Source organism: Candidatus Pacearchaeota archaeon (assembly GCA_038874355.1).
GTDB lineage: Archaea > Nanobdellota > Nanobdellia > Pacearchaeales > GW2011-AR1 > JAVZCO01.
In genome coordinates, this window is record JAVZCO010000001.1 from 23057 (window position 1) to 43538 (window position 20482).

Sequence of the window (20482 nt, forward strand, 5' to 3'; positions counted from 1 at the left end):
TATTTCTATTTATATTTTTCCAAAAATTCGTCTAGAGATTTAATTTTAATGAATGGGTTAATAACACTAGCATTTTCCATTTTAAAAGCATATCCTTTATCATATGGAACAACTATCCACTTCCCACCATGACAACCCCATCCTAAAGATTTAATATACTCGTCTCTTTCCATTATTATTTCTTTTAGCTTTCCGTCATAAGAAATTTCTCCAATATCTGTTTTAGAGGGCCCTTCTTTTGCAATTTTTTCAAATTTTTCTATTAATGGTTTTAGTTGATAATTAAGTTGTTTTGTTTTATATATACATCCCCCTATGTAAAGAGTAAGAGCGAGGGAAGATCCAATCTTTAAAAAAGATTTAATTCTATTATTTTTTCTTTTTATACATTCTTTTATCATTTTATCTTTTATTTTCTTTATTTTCTATATATTTTAAACAATATAAACTACCAAGTAAAATAATATCCCCTTGACTTAAAGTTAATTTATTCTCAATTTTTTCTTTTTTTGATTCTCCTTTCTTTATTACATAAGTTCCAAAAAGGCTTCCCATATCATAAATTTCCCAGTTTCCATTATTAAATTTTAGGACAGCGTGTAATCTAGAAACATCTAAAATTCCATTTGGTACTTTTATATCACATTTTTCATTTCTTCCGATAGTATAAAAAGTATTATTATTATCTAATTCAAAAGATCTTTGAATTTCTGGAAGTTGATAAAATTTTTCGTTTTCTTCTCTTAAAATCCCTTCAATTAATTTTGATTTTTTCATAGTATATATAATTATATGGTATTTATAAATCTTTCGTTTTTGTTATTACTAATAAGAAATAACAAAAAATAAGCAACATTAATAAAATATATTTCTTTTTTAATCTGATATGAAAATTTCATTTATACCTTTAGATTATGATTATTTTGAATTTGAAAATAGAATTTATTTAAAAATTTTTGGAAAAAATGATGAAGGAAAAAATTGTTGTTTAATTGACGAATATGAGAATTTCTTTTATGTTTTATGTAAAAAACCTGAAGATTTATTAAAAAAAATAAAAAGCATAAAAGAAATAAAAAAAGCAGAAATAATCAAAAAAAATTTTCTGGGGAGGGAAGTTGAAGCAATAAAAGTATATTGTAATCTCAGAGAAATAGAAAATATAAAAGAAAAAATAAAAAAATTTGATAAAAATATTGAAACAAAAGAAAGAGATATTAATATTATAACTAAATATATAATTGAAAAAAAATTAAAACCTCTTTTTTGGTATGATATAGAAGTAGAATTTATTACAGAAAAAGATTTATTTGGAATTTTAAATTCTCTTAATGTAAATTTTGTTTTTAAAATAAAAAAAATATATAATAAAGAAAAAGAAAATATAAAAAAATTTTTTCCTAAAGTTTTATCTTTTGATATAGAGACGGATAATTTTGAAATTGGAAAGGGGGAAATATTAATGATATCTTTTGTTTCTGATAATATAAAAAAAGTTCTGACATGGAAACATGAAAGCAAAAAAGATTTTGTTGAATATTGTCGTAATGAAAAAGAAGTTATAGAAAAATTTCAAGATTATGTAAAAAAAATAGATCCTGATATAATAACCGGATATTTTTCAGATGGTTTTGACTTCCCTTACTTAAGAACAAGAGCTGAAAAATTAAAAATTAATTTTATATTATCTAGAGATAATTCGAAAGTTTTATTTTCCGGCAGAACAGAAAAGCACTCAAAAATAAAAGGAAGAATTCATGTAGATCTTTTAAAGTTTATAGAAACTTATTATTCTCAATATTTGCAATCAGAAACTTTGTCTTTGAATGAAGTTTCTTCTGAACTTTTAGGAGAGAAAAAATTAAATTTTGATAAAAAAAATAATATAAATGAAAAAAAATTAAAAAAAGAAGATTGGGAAGATTATTTTGATTATTGCTTGCAGGATTCTTTACTTACTTACAAATTATTCCAAAAATTATGGCCAGATATGCTAGAATTCACAAGAATAATTCATGAACCTTTATACAATATTAGTAGATTTGGAATATCTCAAGCGGTAGAAAATTATATTATTCATCATCTTTACAAATTTAATGAAATAGCAGAAAGAAAACCAATTAATGAAGAAATAGAAAAAAGGATTAAAAGAGAAAAATATGAGGGAGCTTTTGTTTTACAACCAAAACCAGGATTATATGAAAATATAGCTTTTTTTGATTTTACAAGCATGTATCCTTCTATTATAGTCTCTTTTAATTTATCTCTCTCTACTTTTCTAGAAAAAAAAGAAAAAGATTCTTATGAAATAGATTTAGAAAATAAAAAAGTTTATTTTTCAAAAAAGAAAGGATTTATGCCAAAACTTTTAGAAGATATAATAATATTAAGAAAAAAGTATAAAGAAGAATTAAAAAATAATCCAGATCCGATATTAAAAGCAAGAAGTAATGCATTCAAATTACTAGCAAATGCTTTTTATGGTTATAATGGTTTTTTTGGTGCTAGATACTATTGTGTAGAAGCTGCAGCAGCAGCTGCTGCTATAGCAAGAAAATTAATAAAAGAGGTTATAGAAAAAACTAATAAAGAAGGATATTCTATAATATATGCAGATACCGACGGATTTGCTTTTTCATTAAATAACAAAAATAAAAAAGAAACTCTCATTTTTTTAGAAAAACTTAACAAAGACTTACCTGGAATTATGGAATTAGAATTAGAAGATTTTTATAAACGAGGAATATGGGTAACAAAAAGAACACATGATTTTGGAGCAAAGAAAAAATATGCTTTAATAAATTATGAAGGAAAATTAAAAATCCGCGGCTTTGAAACAGTTAGAAGAGATTGGTGTGAATTAGCAAGAGAGGTTCAAAATAATGTGTTAAGAATGATTTTACTAGAAGGAAATGAAAAAAATGCATTAAAATATGTTCAAGAAATAATAAAAAAACTGAAAAGAAGAGAAGTAGAAAAAAATAAACTTTTAATAAAAACACAATTAAAAAAACCATTATCAGAATATAAATCAGAATCTCCTCATGTCACAATAGCAAAAAAAATGGAAAAATTAGGAATTCCTGTAAATGTTGGAATGTTAATAATGTACTATATAGGAGAAACCATCAAAAATGAAAAAAAAGTACTAATAAGAGAAAGGGCAAAATTACCGCAAGAAGATTATAATTATGATATAAATTATTATGTTAATCATCAAATTATTCCAGCAGTAGAGAATATATTTGAAATTTTTAATATAAATGTAAAAGAAATATTCAAAGAAATTCTAGATGGAAAAAAACAAAAAAAATTATTAGATTATTAAAATTATAAAAAAATTTATAAAGATAATAATCTTATAATAAATAACAAAAAATGAAAAAAAAGGTTATATTTAGGATATTTTTTTTATTAGCTTTAATAATTTCTCTTAGTTTTATACTATTTTTAAAGAATGGTCAGAAAGAAGGTTATCAAACAGGAAAAGCAATTTTTAGTAAAGATCTAATAAAAAGAATAAAAGAATCTTCAAAAAATAATTCTTTAATTGATTATAATAAAAGTTATACAATAAATAAGTCTCAAGAGAAATTTGATAGATTAAATGAATCTAAAGAGAAAATTGAAAATAGAGAAGGAATTATAGAATATACTAGATTAATTGGTTTTAACGATAGTAATAATATAAATATTTCTAAAATATTATTTAAAAGATGGAACGAATATAATGAGATTATGTTCTTAATTGAGAGGGATGAAGATTATTGTTCTCCTAAGTTATGCTTAGAAGAAGGAATTAATGTTTGCGGGTATTTAGATGATGGATGTGGAGGGACTATAAACTGTGGAAGTTGCCAATCAGATTACGAATGTAATAATAATAAATGCCTCCCAAAGAATATGACTAATATATATTCTTTAAGATGTGAAAAAGAATATGAAGGATACAAAATCGAGTATAAATCAGAATGCTCAGAAAGACCAAGATGTAATATAACTTTTTTAGATAAGGTACATGGTGGAGCTGAGAGGGACAAAGTTATAAAAAAAGAAAAATGCGAAGATAATACAACTTTAAACATTATTGAATCAATACCTTCTGGAGCAAAAAGAATAGAGGACTGTTCTTACATAAATAGTCCCGGGGTTTATTATCTAAGAAAAGATATAATTAATGCTACAGGATATTTTAATTCTCGTGGTAATTATACTAGAGGGATTACTTCTGGGTGTATATATATTAATGGACAAAATATAATTTTAGATTGTGATAATTATATGATTGAAGGAGAATACTCTCCCACTGATGAAATGTATAAAGTCGGACTTTTTATTGAAAATTCAAGGAATGTAAAGGTAAAGAATTGTATTATTTCTGGTTGGAATAATATAGGGTTGAAAATTAAAGATTCAAAAGATATTGTAATAGAAAATACAAAATTAATAAATAATTTAGATGCCATATCTATTTATACACAAAATACTTATAATCTAAAATTAGATAATATAGATATTAAAAAAAGCAAAAATGCAATAAGAACTTATCAAGGAGAAAATATAACTTTGAATAATTCTAGATTAATTGATAATTTTAATGGTGTTTTTTCTCAATTAACTAAGAATTTAGGAATAGAAAACTCTATAATAAAAAATAATTATATAAGTAATATTATTATAATGAATCAAAATGAGCTGGAATGTAAGAATAGTTATTTAAAAAACGTTTTTGGAGACAAAAACGAACCTTCTTTTTTATATAATAACTATAGAGGTAAATTTCAAAATAAATCATTTAGCGATCTTATTATATGTGGCGCAAAGGAATCTTCTTTTGAGAATATAAACATATCTAGAAGTTTAGTAGTAACTGCAACTAAAAATTCAGATTTTAAAAAAATTAATTCAAAGGATTTAACGATTTTTTATTCAAAAGATAATATTTTTAGCGATATGAATATTAACAGATTCAAAAATATTATAATAATAATAGAGAATAGGTCAGATATTACAAATAGAAGTTCAAAATATTACTATCCTCCACAAATAGAAGAAATTTATTCTGGAACACCTACCGCTGTAAATATTCAGTATTATTCTAAAAATAATACTATAGAAAAAAGCTTTATTTACGGTTCAATTTTTCTTCATGCTAGTGAAGAGAGTATAATAAAAAATAACAAAATAAAGGGATATTATAAAGGATATCCGTCTTCTATTTATTCTACTTACTTTAAAGATTTTGTCTCAGAAAAAGGAATATATTTTATTTTAGATTTAGGGAATAATTTAATAGAAGGAAATGAGATATATGGATTTATTTATAATGGAATAGATTTTAATACAGATATTTTTTCTACTAAAGGAGGGAATATAATAAAAAACAATACAATTCATAGTAATATTAAAAATTCTGCTCTTGGATTGATAAATGTATGGACTGCTGGGATTAAAGAAATTTCTTCAAATAAAGTTTATAGTAATGTATCTTCTTGTATAAATTTACCTTGGAGATTTTGGTGTTCTTCTAAAAGTCATAATATGTTGGTTTATAATAATTTATTCAATTGTAATGAATCAATTAAAGTTAAAGATGGAAGTGGGACTAGCTATGGTATGATTACTGGAGATGGGAAAAATTTAGAAGTTTGCTATACTCTTCTAAATATAAACAAAATTTCTGGAAAAAATATAAGAGGAGGAAATTATCTTGGAGGAAATTACTGGGCAAAACCAGATGGAACTGGATTCAGCCAAAAATGTCCTGATAATAATAGGGATGGAATCTGTGATAGCGAATTTAATTTATGGACTTATGGGGGATACTCTTTCGGAGATAAACTTCCATTAAAATAATTATTTTAATATTCTTTTAATAATTTTCACAAAATAATTCATAATAAGATTGAGGATGTTTACAAGCTGGACATTCTTTAGGAGCTTCTTTTCCTTCATAAATATAGCCACAATTTCTACATTTCCATTTCATAATTTTTTCTTTTTTGAAAACTTCTTTTTTCTTTACATTTTCTAATAATTTTCTATATCTTTTTTCATGTTGTTTTTCTACTTCTGCTATTTCTCTAAAAGAATTTGCTATTTCTTTGAATCCTTCTTTTCTTGCTGTTTTTTCAAATTTAGGATATAAATCAAAATATTCTTCTTTTTCTCCTTCTGCTGCAGCAAATAAATTTTCTTCTGTTGTTCCTATTTTTCCAGCAGGGTAACTTGCCGTAATTTCAACTTTATTATTTATTTCATTTAAATATTTAAAGAAAACTTTTGCATGCTCTTTTTCATTATCTGCTGTTTCTAAGAAAATTGCTGAAATTTGTTCATAACCTTCTTTTTTTGCAACAGAAGCAAAATAAGTATATCTATTTCTTGCCTGACTTTCTCCAGCAAATGCCTTCAAAAGATTTTTTTCTGTTTCGCTTCCTTTTAATTTCATTCTTCTTATATTAGAAGAGACGAATTTATAAATATATTCTTCTATATCTTCTTTATGTATTTTCCAAAACCTCTGTTTAAAGAAAGAATGAAAAAATTATTATACAATGAAGAAGATTATAAAAACTATTTTTCTATACTAAAATCTCCACCAAAAAATATAATAAGATGTAATACAATAAGAATATCTCCAGAAGAATTAAAAAATAAATTAGAAAAAAAAGGATGGATTGTAATTCAACCTTATAAGAAATATCCTTATATTATGATTATTGAAAATAAATTAAAACCTGGAGAATTGGGTAAAAGTGAAGAACATTTAGATGGCTTATATTATATTCAAGAACTAAGCAGCATGATGGCTTCTATTGCTTTATCTCCAAAAGAAAATGATATTGTTTTAGATTTATGTTCTGCTCCTGGAAGCAAAACAACTCATTTAAGTATGATAATGAATAATAAAGGAACTATAATAGCAAATGATAATGATAAAAAAAGAATAATTATATTAAAAGAAAATTTACAAAGGTGTTTTTGTACAAATGTTATTGTAACAAGAAATGATGCTATTCAATTATGTAATAAATTAAAAAATAAAAACATAGAAATAAATAAGATTCTTTTGGATGCTCCTTGTTCCGGAGAGGGAACTTTAAGAACAGATAACAAAACATTTTTATTATGGAATATAAAAATGATAAAAAAATTTTCTTCTTTACAAAAAAAAATGATAGCTTCCGCTTTATCATTATTAAAATCGAATTGCGAATTGATTTATTCTACATGCACTCATGCTCCAGAAGAAAACGAAGAAGTTATAGATTTTGCTTTAAAAAATTTTGATGTTGATTTGATAAGAATAGATTTGCCAATAAAAACTAGAGAAGGAATTACAGAATGGTATACAAAAAAATATGATAAAAGAGTTAAATTATGTAATAGAATATATCCTCATGACAATAATACAGAAGGATTTTTTATTGCCAAACTGAAGAAAAAATGACAAAAATAAGTTTCCTTAACAAAAAACAAAAAAAAGAGATTTTAAGAAATATTTTCATAGAAAATTTTCAAAATTTTGAAAATTCTAGATTTATTAAAATTAATAAAAAAATATATATTTATACAGGAAATTTAAATACTAATCAAATTTTAGAATTATCAAAAATAGCAAGAATAGAATCGATAGGGATTTTTTTATTTGAAATAAAATGATAAAAAAAGAAGAATTAGAACATTACAGAAAAGCTGGTCAAATAGCAAAGAAAATAAAAGAATATTGTAAAGACATAATTAGAAAAGATATGCTTCTTATAGATATAGCAGAAAAAATTGAAAATAAAATTATAGAATTAGGTGCAAAACCTGCTTTTCCAGTAGATTTAAGCATAAATGAAATTGCTGCTCATTACTCTCCCTTACCAAATGAAAAAGAAATTGCTAAAGGTTTATTAAAAATAGACATAGGGATTAGTATTAATGGCTATATAGTTGATACTGCAATAGCATTAGATTTAGAAAACAACGAAATTAATAAAAAATTAATAAAATCTTCAGAAATTGCTTTAAATGAAGCAATAAAAGTAATAAAAAAAGATATAGAGATTAGAGAAATTGGAAAAATAATTTCAGAAAAAATAAAAGAATTTGGATTTTCTCCTATTATTAATTTAGCTGGACATGAAATAAAACATTATTTAATTCATGCAGGAATTACTATACCAAATTATGATAATAATAACAAGAATAAATTAAAAGAAGGCATATATGCAATAGAACCTTTTTCTACTACCGGAGAAGGTAGGATTTATGAAAGTAAAGGAAGTGGTATTTACAGTTTAATTAATTTAAAATCTGTAAGGAGTAAAGAAGAAAAAGAAATTTTATCTTATATAGAAAAAGAGTATAAAACTCTTCCATTTTCTTCAAGATGGATAGTAAAAAAATTTGGAAATAAATCTTTAGTTATTTTGAAATTTTTAGAATCTCAAGGAATAATAAAAGAATATCCTATATTAATAGAAAAATCCCATAACATAGTTTCACAAGCTGAAAATACAATATATTTTGACGGAGAAAAAGTAGAAATACTAACTTAATTAATTCATTAATTTAATTAACATTTATCCTAAATACTGAGTTGGGCTTTCTAAAGCTGCTCTTGCAGATTTTAAATAATTCTCTTCTATTTTTCTATATTTTTCCATTGATTCTTTTGTTAAAGATGGTTTTATTTTCGCTAAAGCTTTTTCAAAATATTTTTTCTTAACTTCTTTTATATTTATATCATCTCTTAAGGCTAATAAAGCAGCTTCTCTACATACGGCTTCTAAATCAGCTCCAACATATCCTTCTGTTTTTTCTGCTATTTCTTCTAAATTTACATCTTTAGCAAGAGGCATTCCTCTTGTATGTATTTTAAGAATTTGTAATCTACCTTCTTTTAAAGGTGGAGTTACTAATAACAATCTATCAAATCTTCCTGGCCTCAACAAAGCAGGATCTAATATATCTGGTCTGTTTGTAGCACCAATTACAACAACTCCTCTTAATTCTTCTAAACCATCCATTTCTGCAAGTAATTGATTTAATACTTGATCATGAACTCTACTTCCAATGTCTAATCCTCTTCTCGCAGCTAGAGAATCTATTTCATCAAAAAATATAACACAAGGAGCAACTTGTCTTGCTCTTTCAAAAATTTTTCTTACACCTTCCTCACTTTTTCCAACCCACATACTTAATAATTCAGGACCTTTAACTAAAATAAAATTAGCTTCTGATTCATTTGCAACTGCTTTTGCTAATAATGTTTTACCCGTTCCTGGAGGTCCATAAAGTAATACTCCTTTTGGTGGTTCTATCCCCATTCTATCAAATATTTCTGGATGTTTAATAGGCCACTCTATAGCTTCTTTTAATTCTTGTTTTATATTATCTAATCCTCCAATATCATTCCATTTAACATTAGGAGTTTCTACCAAAACTTCTCTCATTGCACTCGGTCTTACATTTTTTAATGCTTCTTGAAAATCTTTTTTTGTTACTTCCATACTTTCTAAAATTTCTTTAGGAATTTTTTCTTCCTCCATCTTTATTTTTGGTAAAGTTCTTCTAAGAACAGCCATTGCTGCTTCTTTTGCCAGACTTGCTAAATCAGCTCCAACAAAACCGTGAGTTTTTTCTGCTATTTCTTCTAAATTTACATCTTTAGCAAGAGGCATTCCTCTTGTATGTATTTTAAGAATTTGTAATCTACCTTTTTTATCCGGAACATTAATTGCAATTTCTCTATCAAATCTTCCTGGTCTTCTTAAAGCAGGATCTATAGCATTTGGTCTGTTTGTTGCTCCGATAACTATAACTTTACCTCTACTTTTTAATCCGTCCATTAAAGTTAATAATTGAGAAACAACTCTTCTTTCTACTTCTCCTACAGTCTCTTCTCTTTTAGGAGCAATTGCATCTATTTCATCTATAAATATAATACTTGGAGCAGATTTTTCTGCTTCTTCAAATTTATCTCTTAAATTTTTTTCACTTTCTCCATAAAATTTACTCATAAGTTCTGGTCCATTTATTAAAATAAAATTAGCTTCTGATTCATTTGCAACTGCTTTTGCTAATAATGTTTTACCTGTTCCTGGAGGTCCATAAAGTAATACTCCTTTTGGTGGTTCTATCCCTAATTTTTCAAATATTTCTGGATGTTTTAATGGCAATTCTACCATCTCTCTTATTTTTTTTATTTCTTCTGTTAATCCTCCTATATCTTCGTAAGTAACATCTGGAACTTTTTCTTCACTAACTTCTACTGCTTTTGGATTTAATACAACTTCTGTATTCTCTGTTATTATTACTGGAACAGAAGGATTTGTACTTATAACAACAAATTTAATTTGAGAAATACCTCCACTAAAACTTCTAAATCCCATATTCCCAAAAATCTCGTCTAAATTTCCAAAAATCTCGTCTAAATTTCCAAATTCCTCGCTTATTATATCTCTTCTTCTTTGAACTCCACCCAAAACAACAAGATCTCCTTTTGTAACAATTCTTCCTAATAATCCTTTTTTTAATAAATCTGGATCTGCTTGTACCATGATTCCTTTTTGAGCAGGAGCAATAACAACTTTTTTAGCTTCTTTTATATCTGCTTTTGAAACACTAACTAATTCTCCTATCCCTGTTTTAGCATTTTTTCTTATTATTCCATCTATCCTTATTATATTTTCTCCTATATCTGCAGGATAAGCTCTATCAACAATAGCAAAAGTTTCTCTTCCTCCTTTTATAGAAATAACATCTCCTCTATTTACTCCTAATTTTTTCATAATACTAGAGTCAATTCTAGCGATTCCTTTATATGCGTCATCTTGTAATGCTTCTACAACTTTAAGTTTTACTTCTTCTTTTGCCATTTTTATTCTTTAGATTCAATTATTTTTATTTTATTTTTTTCAGGATGTGCAGAATCATAAAATTGTTTAGCATGAAAAATTTTTCCATTCTTCTCTATTTTTATTTCTCTTGATTTAATTATTCTTTTATTTTCTTTAGGAATATTACCAAAAAATAAACTTAATCTTTTTGTATTTTCAAAAGATAACCTTACAACATTATTTATAATTTTTTCTTGTTCTTTTATAAATTCAACAATCTCTTTAGGTATACTTATTGCATAACTATTTCCAACCATTCTTAATTTTACATCAAATTGCTTACTTTTTAATTGAGAAAATTTTTTATATTCTTCTAAATCAGAAGGATGTATTATTTTTTCCTTACATTTTTCACAATATAAAATCCTTAAAGGAAACCCTTCTTTTTCCATTACCATCTTTTTCATTTTTTTATTACATTGTTTACACAAAACAATATTATCAAATATATCTGCCATTTTATTTTGTATATTTATTTAATATATACTTATATGTATATACATACTTTATAAATTTTTCGGTTTTAAAAAAATAATAAGATTTATATATAAAGCTAAATAAAAATGAAAATGAAAAATATAAAAATAAAAATTATAGAATTTTGGAACGACGATTCTTTAAAATCTTGGTTAATTTTTCTTTTTATAATTCTTCCTTTAACTTTTTTATTTATAAAATTTATATTTTTTCCTCTTATAAATCTAATTTCCGGATGTGATAAAACTTTAGTAGTAATAGAAAGCGGAAGTATGCATCATGATAATTTAATAGGAAATTTATTTTATATGCAATATGCATTTGACAATTATTGGGAAAAAGCAAAAAATTGGTACTTACAAAACAATATAACTAAAGAAAAATTTAAAGAATTTCCTTTTAGAACTGGAATGGAAATAGGAGATATAATAGTTTTAACAAAAAGAGGGAAAATAAAAGTAGGAGATGTAATTGTTTTTGAAGCAAATCAAAAAAGACCTATAATTCATAGAGTAATCTCCATAAAAGAAGAAAATGGAAAAATAATTTATTCTACAAAGGGTGACGCTAATCCTTCTCAATTACCTTTTGAAGAAAAAATAGAAGAAGAACAAATAGTAGGAAAAGCCATAATTAAAATCCCTTTAATAGGTTATCCTCGTGTCTTCGCGGCAAAAATAATAGGAGAATAAATAAAAAAATAGTAAAATTTAAATATACAATAACTATAAAAGAAAAATGGAATTTTGTAAAAAATGTGGGTCTGTTTTATTAAAGACAGATTCGGGTTATAAATGTGCTAGATGTGGTAAGAAAGTAAAAGAAAAAATTAAAATAGAAGTATCAGAAAAAATTGAAGGAGCTAAAAAGATAGGCATAATAAAAGAAAAAGATACTGATGTTTTTCCTACTGTTTCTGCAGTCTGCAGTAAATGCGGAAATAAAGAAGCTTACTTCTGGACAGCTCAAACTCGCGCAAGTGATGAAGCAGAAACAAGATTTTTCAAATGCAAAAAATGTAATTATACTTGGAGGGAATACACTTAAATTAATAACTTACAATGATATTTATTATATTAAAAATATTTTATTTTTAAGAAAATTATAAAAATGGTTCCGAGGGGATTCGAACCCCTGACACCCGCATTAAGAGTGCGGTGCTCTAACCAGACTGAGCTACGGAACCTTATTTTATATAAAAAAAGATAATTTTAAATTTTTTTTGTTTATTAATAATTTTTAAGATATTTTATAAATTTCTATAAAAGAATAAAGAACGAATCTTCAATTATCAATCATTATTTAAAAGTTTATTAGATAGTAAGTAAATATCTTAAGATTATTCTATTAATCTTTTTATATTTTCTATATTATTTGCAACTTCTTCTCCTTTTTTTGTTAATTTAATAATTTTTATTCTTCCTTTTTTCTCAAAGATAACAAGCCCCATTTTTTCCAATAGCTGCAAAATTTTTACAGCATGGCTATAAGTACAATCTACTTCTTTACTTAAAATAGATCCATATTTTGCTCTATTTCCTTTCTTCAAATTTATTAACATCATTGCTGGCTTAGATCTGAAAAAAACATCAAAATTATTTTTCATTTTTATTTATTTTTTAAATTAATTTTATATATTACTATAATCTATATATTAGACTAGTATATAAATCTTTCTATTTTTAGATTTTTTAGTAATTTTATAGTTACAACAATTTTTAAATATTTTCTTATTTTAAAGAAATCTTAAAAAATAAAAATATTTATATATTCTAAATAAATTTTCTAAATTGTATGAAAAGAAATATATTCATAGAAAGAATAAAAGAACCTCTAACAGAAAAAAAACCTATAGAGATAGTAGAAAGAAAAGGTATTGGGCATCCTGATACTATATGTGATGAGATATGTGAGAGAGTTTCTAGAAGATTGTGTAAGGAGTATATAAAAAAATTTGGGAAAATTTTACATCATAATATTGATAAAGCTTTATTAGTTGCAGGAAAAAGTATTCCTAAATTTAAAGGCGGCAAGATTATAAAAAAAATAAGAATAATAATATGTGGAAGAGCTACAACCAGAGTAGGAAAAACTAAAATTAATATTAAGAATATTGTAAAAGAAGAAGCAAAAAATTATTTAAAAAATTTTCATGCTTTAAAAGAAAAAGATTATAAAATAGAATGTGCAATAGAAGAAGGCTCTGATAATTTAAAAGAAGTTTTTTCTTCAGAAAAATTGAAAGCAAATGATACAAGCTTTGGAATTGGATATGCTCCTTACTCAAAACTAGAATCTATTGTTTTAAAAATAGCAAATTTTCTTAATTCTAAAAACACTATTAAAAAATATCCTTGGATTGGAGAAGACATTAAAGTTATGGGTTTAAAAAAAGATGGAAAATTAATTATAACATGTAGTATAGCATTTATAGACAAATATATTAATAACATAGAAGATTATTTTAATAAAAAAGAATTCTTAGGAAAAGAGTTATTAAAATTGTTTAAATGTGATGAGATAATAATAAATGCTTTAGATAAATCAGTAGAAAAAGCAAAATGTGAAAGTGATATTTATTTAACAACAACTGGATTATCAGCAGAGATGGGCGATGATGGTCAAGTAGGAAGAGGAAACAGAGTTAATGGATTAATAACAGCAGATAGATACATGTCTATGGAAGCTGCTGCTGGAAAAAATCCTACAAATCATGTAGGAAAAATATATAATGTTCTTGCTAATATAATAGCTTCTGATTTAGTATCAAAAAAATTAGTTAAAGAGTGTTATGTTAAAATTCTAAGTAGAATAGGCTCACCAATAGATGAGCCACAGATATTAGTAATACAAGTTAAAGAAAGATTTGTTAATTCTAGAAGAATAAAAAATATAGCTAATTATTGGCTAGATAATATACAAAGTGTAATTAACGGAATCATTAATGGAAAATTTAAGATATGCTGATTTTATAAGATTTTTAATTAAAGAGAATAAAAAAATATCATTAAGAGGGATTTAGCGAACTTTTCAAAGCTAATAAAGTTTATTCGATAAGTTCTTTATTATCTTTCAATTTAATAAAATCTTTTATAGAAAAATTTAAATATTATAATTTTATTTTTTTTATTATGAAAAATTATCATTCAAAAAATTTAATAATTTTATATGATAAAAGTTTTTCTTTCAATAAAAAGTTTTCTTTAATTTCATATTCGTGTAGTATTTGTTAAAGATTTGTTACATTTCTTAGATATAAATTTAAATAAAATATAAAATGATATTAACATTATATCATAACTATGAAGAAGATATAATTGATATAGAAGAAATTTCAAAATTTATAAAAGAAAAATATAATATTTCTTTAAAAATAAAACAATTTAAACCATTAAATAAATATATACAACCCTTTTCTGCTATAACAGAAATAAGAATTGAAGAAAATATTGGTAATGGAAAATTAGAAGAAATTTTAAGTTATATAGAAAGTAAAATAAGATAAATTTAAATAATGAAAAAATAATGAAAAAATATGTTAGACATAAAATTTATAAGAGAAAATCCTGAATTGGTGAAAGATAATATAAGAAAAAAATTTCAAGAGAATAAAATTCCTCTAGTTGATAAGTTATTAAAATTGGATAAAGAATGGCGTAAGATAAAATTGGATGCGGACTCTTTAAGAGCACAAAGAAATAAGATAAGTAAAGAAATAAATGAAGCAAAAAAAAGCAATAATAAAAAAAAGGTAGAACAGCTTTTAAAGATAGCAAAAGAATTACCTGAAAAAATAAAAATTTTAGAAGAAAAAGAAAAATTATTTGAAGAAGAAATAAAAAAAATTCTATTAGTTATTCCTAATATAATTTCAAAAGAAACCCCTTTAGGAAAAGATGCTTCTGAAAATAAAGAAATAAAAAAAGTTGGAAAAATACCTAAATTTGACTTTCCAGTTAAAAATCATGTTGAAATAGCCGAAAATCTAGATATAGTAGATTTTGAAGCTTCTGCTAAAGTTTCTGGAAATGGATTTTATTATCTTAAAGGAGAACTTGCTTTGTTGAATCAAGCTTTAATAAGATTTGCTATAGATTTTATGAGAAAAAAAGGATATCAATATATAGAAACTCCTTTAATGTTAAAAGAAGGGGCAATTTTTGCTTCTATGAATAAAGAGGCAATAGAACAATCTGTTTATTCTATTGTAGGAGAAGATTTACATTTGATAGGAACAGCAGAACAATCTTTATTAGCAATGCATGCAAACCAAACAATTCCAGAAGAAGAATTGCCAAAAAAATATTTTTCTTACTCTATGTGTTTCAGAAAGGAAGTAGGAAGTCATGGAATAAACGAAAAAGGTTTATGGAGAACTCATCAGTTTAATAAAGTTGAACAATTTATTTTTTGTAAGCCAGAAGATTCAGAAAAAATGTACCAAGAATTACTAGAAAATTCAGAAGAAATTTTGCAATTATTAGAATTGCCTTATAGAGTAGTAGAAATATGTTCTGGTGACTTATCAGATTGGAAATATAGAAGCGCAGATTTAGAAGTTTACAGACCAACAACAAAAGATTATGGAGAAGTCATGTCTTTAAGTAATTGTACAGATTATCAAGCAAGAAAACTTAATATAAAATGCGTTAATAGAAAGGGAGAAAGAAGAGTTTTACATACATTAAATGACACGGCTTTAGCTACATCAAGAATAATGGTAGCGATTCTTGAAAATTTTCAACAAAAAGACGGTTCTGTTAAAATTCCTAAAGTTTTATGGCCTTATACAGGATTTAAAGAAATAAAAAGAAAAAAATTATAAAATAAATTTTCCTTCTTATTGTAGAAATAATCATAAAGCAATATAAATATATATCAATCAATTTTTCCTTATTATTATATCTTTTATATTTGTTATTTTTATAATTTTATTAGAATTAAAATTTATTTTTATTAATAATAAAATCAATTACAAAATTTTTTTTAATTTTTTACATCTTATATTAATAATGTTTAAAAGGTTAGATGATTTATATTCATCAAAATAAGAATCAAAATAATAAGATAAGATGAAGTACAGAAAGGGAATTAGGTTGGTTGTTTATAAAAAAGAAAAAAATAGAATTCTTTATTTAGTTTTGAAAAGAAAACTTAGATGGAAAGGTTATGAATTAATTAAAGGTGGAAAAAAAGAAAAAGAAAATGATTTACAAGCGATAAAAAGAGAACTAAAAGAAGAAACAAATTTAACACCTTTAAAAATAAAAAAATTAAATCTAATTGATAAATTCATTTATCCAGATAAATATAAAAAAATATTTAAAAAAAATGGATTTATAGCAAGATGTTATTTAGTTGAGGTAGGAAGTAAAAAAATAAAATTAAGTAAAGAACATTCCTCTTACAAATGGCTTCCTTATATTAAAGCAAAAAATATTTTAAGTTATGATAATGCAAAAAAGATATTAAAAATAGCTAATAAAATTTTAAAATGAAAAAAGAAAAAAAAATAAAAATTTTAGCAGCGGGTGATATTCATGGAGGTTCTAAATTAGTAAAAAAACTGGCAGAAAAAGCAAAAAAAGAAGATGTCGATTTAATTATACTTACTGGTGATATTTTAGGTTTTATAGAAACAAAAAATATAATAAAACCTTTAAAAGATACTAATAAAAAAATTTTATTGATTCATGGAAATCATGAAGATATTGCAACAATAGATTTTTTATCAAATTTTTATAATGTAAAAAACTTACATGGTTATGCTTTAAAATATAAAAATGTTGGAATAATTGGTGCTGGTGGTGCAGTAAATTTCAATACAACCGAAAAAGAATTATTTGAGACTTTAAAAAAAGCTAATAAGTATATTCAAAACTCAAAGAAAAAAATAATTGTAACCCACATGCATCCTGCCGGAAGTAAATCGGAATTTTCTGGATTCACTGGCAGTAAAGCAATAAGAAAAGCTATTGAAAAATTTCAACCAGATATATTAATTCATTCCCATATTCATGAAGCTGAGGGAATAGAAGGAAAAATAGGAAAAACTAAAATTATAAATGTTGGAAGAAAAGGAAAAATTATAGAAATATAAAAATTATCAAATGGAAAATAAAATTATAAGGAAACAAAAAAATTCTGAAGTAATACCAATAGATGTTTCTAATGTAAAACGTACAGTTGAAATTCCTATAAAAAAAATAAATATCGAAAAAGTTGAAAATTCCGAAAATAAAACTGCTGATGAAAAAAAAGAAGAAATAAAAAAAGATTATTATTTAATAATTACAGAAAAACCACAAGCTGCTCTAAAAATAGCTCTAGCCTTAGGAAAAGGAAAACAAAAAAAATTAAATTTTTTAGGAATCCCTTATTATGAATTGGTATATGACAATAAATTAATATTAGTTGCATCTGCAGCTGGTCATCTTTTTACTCTGGATCAAGAAAGAAAAGATTCTTCCTATCCAATTTTCGATATAAATTGGGTTCCTTCTTTTAAAAAAGAAAATGGCAAATGGACAAAAAATTATTATCAAACTCTAGCAAAATTATGTAAAAACGCTAAAGAAATAATAATCGCTACAGATTATGATATTGAAGGGGAAGTTATAGGATTAAACATAATAAGGGGGATAGCAAGAAGAGGAGACGCAAAAAGAATGAAATTTTCTACTCTAACTTCAGAAGAGTTAGAAGAATCTTACAATAAAATGATGAATACTATTGATTGGCCGCAAGCTATTGCAGGAGAAACTCGTCATTTTTTAGACTGGTATTATGGAATAAATTTATCAAGAGCTTTAATGAGTTCTATAAAAGCTGTTGGAAAATTTAAAATTATGTCTATAGGTAGAGTTCAAGGACCGGCTTTAAATTTGATAGTTGAAAGAGAAAAAGAGATAAGAAATTTTAATCCAACTCCTTATTGGCAAGTATACCTAGTAATAAATGAAGATAAAGAAAAGATAGAATTAAAATTAAATAAAAATATAACAAAAGAATCAGAACTTACTCTTTTTAAACATTTAAAAGGAAAAATAGTAAAAGTTAAAACAGAGGTAAAAGAACAAAAATTAAAACCTTTACCACCTTTTGATTTAACTTCCTTACAATTAGAAGCATACAAATTTTATGGGATAAATCCTAATGTTACTTTACAAATAGCACAAAACTTATATTTAAATGGTTTTATTTCTTATCCTAGAACTTCATCACAAAAAATCCCACCTTCTATAAAACCTAAAAAGATAATTGAAAAACTTTCTTCTATTTATAAAGAAACTATTTTATGTAATAGAGAAAAACCAATTGAAGGCAAGAAATCTGATCCTGCTCATCCTTCTATCTATCCAACCGGAGAGATTCCGCAAAATCTCTCTTCTGAAGAGAGAAAAATTTATGATCTGATAGTTAGAAGATTTTTATCCTGCTTTGCTTCAGACGCTTTAATAGAAAATAAAATAATAACAGCAATAATAGATAATTCAAAATTTTTGAAAAAAGGAGTAGAGATAAAAGAAAAAGGATGGTTAAATATATATAAATCAAGAATAAGCGAAAAAGAAATTCCTACGATAAATGGAGAATATAAAATTATAGATAGTAGAATAGAAGAAAAAATGACCAATCCTCCTAATAGGTATACTCCAGCTTCAATTATAGCGGAATTAGAAAAAAGAAATTTAGGAACAAAAGCGACTCGCGCATTAATAATTCAAACCTTATATGATAGAGGTTATATAAAAGGTCAAAATATAGAAGCAACAGAACTTGGAATTTCTTTAATTGAAACTTTAAAAAAATATTCTCCTATAATAATTGATGAAAAACTAACAAGAAAATTTGAAAAGGAAATAGAAAATATTTTAGAAAGTAAAAAAAATCTAAAGGAAAAACAAAAAAAAATAATAGAAGAAGCAAAAGAAGTAATAAAATCGATAGCGAATCAATTTAAAGAAAAAGAGAAAGAGATTGGACAAGAATTAAATGAAGCAGAAAGAAAAAGAAATGAAAAAGAAAAATTGGAAAATGAAATAATAGATTGTAAAAATTGTGGAAAGGGAAAATTAAGATTATTATACAATAAAAAATCAAAAAGATATTTTGTTGCTTGTAGCAATTATCCGGAATGCAAAATAACATTTACTCTTCCTAAAGGTTTAATAAAAAAGTCTCAAAATTTATGTGAAAAATGCAATTTACCTAAATTAATATTAATAAAGAAAAGAAAAAAACCTTGGGAATTTTGTTTTAACCCTCAATGCAAAAAAGAATCTTAAAATAATCCTCTTTTTTTTATTCCACTATCTGTTATAATAAAATTTAATTTTCTCTCTTTCAAATTTCTATGTTTTATTAATTTAGCTATTCTTTTACCATTCACATTACTTAACTCTATTAAACATTTACTCCAGTATTTTAAAATATCTCCTCCAACCATTTTTATTTCTGATTTTTTTCCTTTTTTAAAATCTTCTTCGCTAATAAAATCATGATATACCTGATTTGTTATGATTATAGCTATATTTTTTGTTCTGGCTATTTCTGCAAGTATTTTCATTTGTTTTGCAAGCTCTGCATTAATTTCTTGTACATTGTTACTATTCTGTTTTGCTTCTGCAAGATCTAATCTATAAAGCATGGTCATTCCATCAATTATTATCAAAGAAATTTTATTTTGATTTATTTCTTTTTCTAGTCTATTTATTATTTTAGATTGTTCCTTAAAATCCAGAACATGTAAGAGTAAAATATTTTTTAGAACCTCTTCATAATTATCAGGAACAAGTTGTTTTACTCTTTCTATAGAAAATCCTCCTTCAGTATCAATATAAATAACCTTATATCCCTTTTTTGCTTGGCTAACAGCAGCTAAAATACAGAAATTTGTTTTTCCAGTTCCGGCCTCTCCATAAATTGTCGTTATAACTCCTTTTTCATAACCTCCATATAACCATTTATTTAAATCATAACTTCCAGCAGATATCTTATTTTCTTTGTTCATAATTTAAATAAGAAAAAAGAGTTAAAAAGCATTTATATAATAGATTTTATATTATTAATTTAAATAAAAAATTACTGAATGAATTACTTAATGTTTCCAG

Annotated in this window: 20 protein-coding genes and 1 tRNA gene; 13 read left to right on the forward strand and 8 right to left on the reverse strand. The window is 24.4% G+C overall.

Annotation, left to right across the window (positions count from 1 at the left end):
- Positions 1-5: 5 nt before the first annotated feature.
- Complete coding sequence (locus QW117_00155; GenBank protein MEM3405378.1) at positions 6-401, reverse strand: hypothetical protein; 396 nt, start codon at positions 399-401, stop codon at positions 6-8.
- A 1-nt stretch (position 402) separates the two neighbouring features.
- Positions 403-777: an FHA domain-containing protein gene (locus tag QW117_00160; protein ID MEM3405379.1), complete on the reverse strand. Its 375-nt coding sequence runs from the start codon at positions 775-777 to the stop codon at positions 403-405.
- Positions 778-886: 109 nt separating this feature from the next.
- Between QW117_00160 and QW117_00165 the strand changes: the two genes are divergently transcribed.
- Both QW117_00165 and QW117_00170 read left to right on the forward strand, forming a co-directional pair.
- On the forward strand, positions 887-3328 hold the full coding sequence (locus tag QW117_00165) for a DNA-directed DNA polymerase (protein ID MEM3405380.1): 2442 nt from the start codon (positions 887-889) through the stop codon (positions 3326-3328).
- 50 nt (positions 3329-3378) lie between these two features.
- Positions 3379-5856 carry a right-handed parallel beta-helix repeat-containing protein gene (locus tag QW117_00170; GenBank protein ID MEM3405381.1) on the forward strand — a complete coding sequence of 826 codons (2478 nt, stop codon included), beginning with the start codon at positions 3379-3381 and terminating at the stop codon, positions 5854-5856.
- A gap of 16 nt (positions 5857-5872) precedes the next feature.
- Here QW117_00170 and QW117_00175 read toward each other — a convergent pair whose 3' ends face one another.
- The gene (locus QW117_00175; protein ID MEM3405382.1) at positions 5873-6451 is read right to left on the reverse strand and encodes a rubrerythrin family protein; all 579 of its coding nucleotides are present in this window, start codon (positions 6449-6451) and stop codon (positions 5873-5875) included.
- 54 nt (positions 6452-6505) lie between these two features.
- On the opposite strand from QW117_00175, the gene QW117_00180 reads away from it, so the two are divergent.
- Genes QW117_00180 through map form a run of 3 tightly spaced genes read left to right on the forward strand, consistent with a single transcriptional unit; the run spans position 6506 to position 8549 of the window.
- Positions 6506-7453 (forward strand): RsmB/NOP family class I SAM-dependent RNA methyltransferase, encoded by a 948-nt coding sequence (locus QW117_00180; GenBank protein ID MEM3405383.1) that lies wholly within the window; start codon positions 6506-6508, stop codon positions 7451-7453.
- Entirely contained in the window at positions 7450-7665 is a 216-nt protein-coding gene (locus QW117_00185; GenBank protein ID MEM3405384.1) for a hypothetical protein, read from the forward strand. The genes QW117_00180 and QW117_00185 overlap by 4 nt, the downstream gene beginning before the upstream one ends.
- Positions 7662-8549, forward strand: coding sequence for a type II methionyl aminopeptidase (map, locus tag QW117_00190; GenBank protein ID MEM3405385.1), 888 nt, complete (start codon positions 7662-7664; stop codon positions 8547-8549). The genes QW117_00185 and map overlap by 4 nt, the downstream gene beginning before the upstream one ends.
- 24 nt (positions 8550-8573) lie before the next feature.
- On the opposite strand, the gene QW117_00195 is transcribed toward map, so the two are convergent.
- Together QW117_00195 and QW117_00200 are read right to left on the reverse strand one after the other, a co-directional pair.
- Complete coding sequence (locus QW117_00195) at positions 8574-10871, reverse strand: CDC48 family AAA ATPase (GenBank protein MEM3405386.1); 2298 nt, start codon at positions 10869-10871, stop codon at positions 8574-8576.
- Between the two features lie 2 nt (positions 10872-10873).
- The gene (locus QW117_00200) at positions 10874-11350 is read right to left on the reverse strand and encodes a hypothetical protein (protein ID MEM3405387.1); all 477 of its coding nucleotides are present in this window, start codon (positions 11348-11350) and stop codon (positions 10874-10876) included.
- Positions 11351-11461: 111 nt separating this feature from the next.
- On the opposite strand from QW117_00200, the gene QW117_00205 reads away from it, so the two are divergent.
- Both QW117_00205 and QW117_00210 read left to right on the forward strand, forming a co-directional pair.
- Positions 11462-12061, forward strand: a complete 600-nt coding sequence (locus tag QW117_00205; protein MEM3405388.1) for a signal peptidase I — start codon at positions 11462-11464, stop codon at positions 12059-12061.
- 46 nt (positions 12062-12107) lie between these two features.
- Positions 12108-12416 (forward strand): transcription factor S, encoded by a 309-nt coding sequence (locus QW117_00210; protein ID MEM3405389.1) that lies wholly within the window; start codon positions 12108-12110, stop codon positions 12414-12416.
- A 64-nt stretch (positions 12417-12480) separates the two neighbouring features.
- Here the strand turns inward: QW117_00210 and QW117_00215 are convergent.
- Positions 12481-12555: transfer RNA gene (locus QW117_00215), tRNA-Lys, on the reverse strand.
- A gap of 153 nt (positions 12556-12708) precedes the next feature.
- Entirely contained in the window at positions 12709-12975 is a 267-nt protein-coding gene (locus QW117_00220) for a winged helix DNA-binding protein (protein ID MEM3405390.1), read from the reverse strand.
- 188 nt (positions 12976-13163) lie between these two features.
- On the opposite strand from QW117_00220, the gene QW117_00225 reads away from it, so the two are divergent.
- The 6 genes from QW117_00225 to topA all read left to right on the forward strand — a co-directional run bounded on the left by QW117_00225 (position 13164) and on the right by topA (position 19657).
- Positions 13164-14336 (forward strand): methionine adenosyltransferase, encoded by a 1173-nt coding sequence (locus tag QW117_00225; GenBank protein ID MEM3405391.1) that lies wholly within the window; start codon positions 13164-13166, stop codon positions 14334-14336.
- A gap of 310 nt (positions 14337-14646) precedes the next feature.
- Positions 14647-14874 carry a hypothetical protein gene (locus tag QW117_00230; protein MEM3405392.1) on the forward strand — a complete coding sequence of 76 codons (228 nt, stop codon included), beginning with the start codon at positions 14647-14649 and terminating at the stop codon, positions 14872-14874.
- 30 nt (positions 14875-14904) lie between these two features.
- Positions 14905-16194: a serine--tRNA ligase gene (gene serS / locus QW117_00235; GenBank protein ID MEM3405393.1), complete on the forward strand. Its 1290-nt coding sequence runs from the start codon at positions 14905-14907 to the stop codon at positions 16192-16194.
- Positions 16195-16441: 247 nt separating this feature from the next.
- A complete protein-coding gene (locus QW117_00240) occupies positions 16442-16867 on the forward strand; it encodes an NUDIX domain-containing protein (GenBank protein MEM3405394.1) in 426 nt (141 codons plus the stop codon).
- The gene (locus QW117_00245) at positions 16864-17469 is read left to right on the forward strand and encodes a metallophosphoesterase (protein MEM3405395.1); all 606 of its coding nucleotides are present in this window, start codon (positions 16864-16866) and stop codon (positions 17467-17469) included. Before QW117_00240 ends, QW117_00245 begins: the two co-directional genes overlap by 4 nt.
- A 10-nt stretch (positions 17470-17479) precedes the next feature.
- Positions 17480-19657, forward strand: coding sequence for a DNA topoisomerase I (gene topA, locus QW117_00250; GenBank protein ID MEM3405396.1), 2178 nt, complete (start codon positions 17480-17482; stop codon positions 19655-19657).
- On the opposite strand, the gene radB is transcribed toward topA, so the two are convergent.
- Entirely contained in the window at positions 19654-20382 is a 729-nt protein-coding gene (gene radB, locus QW117_00255; protein ID MEM3405397.1) for a DNA repair and recombination protein RadB, read from the reverse strand. The genes topA and radB overlap by 4 nt on opposite strands.
- Between the last annotated feature and the right edge of the window lie 100 nt (positions 20383-20482).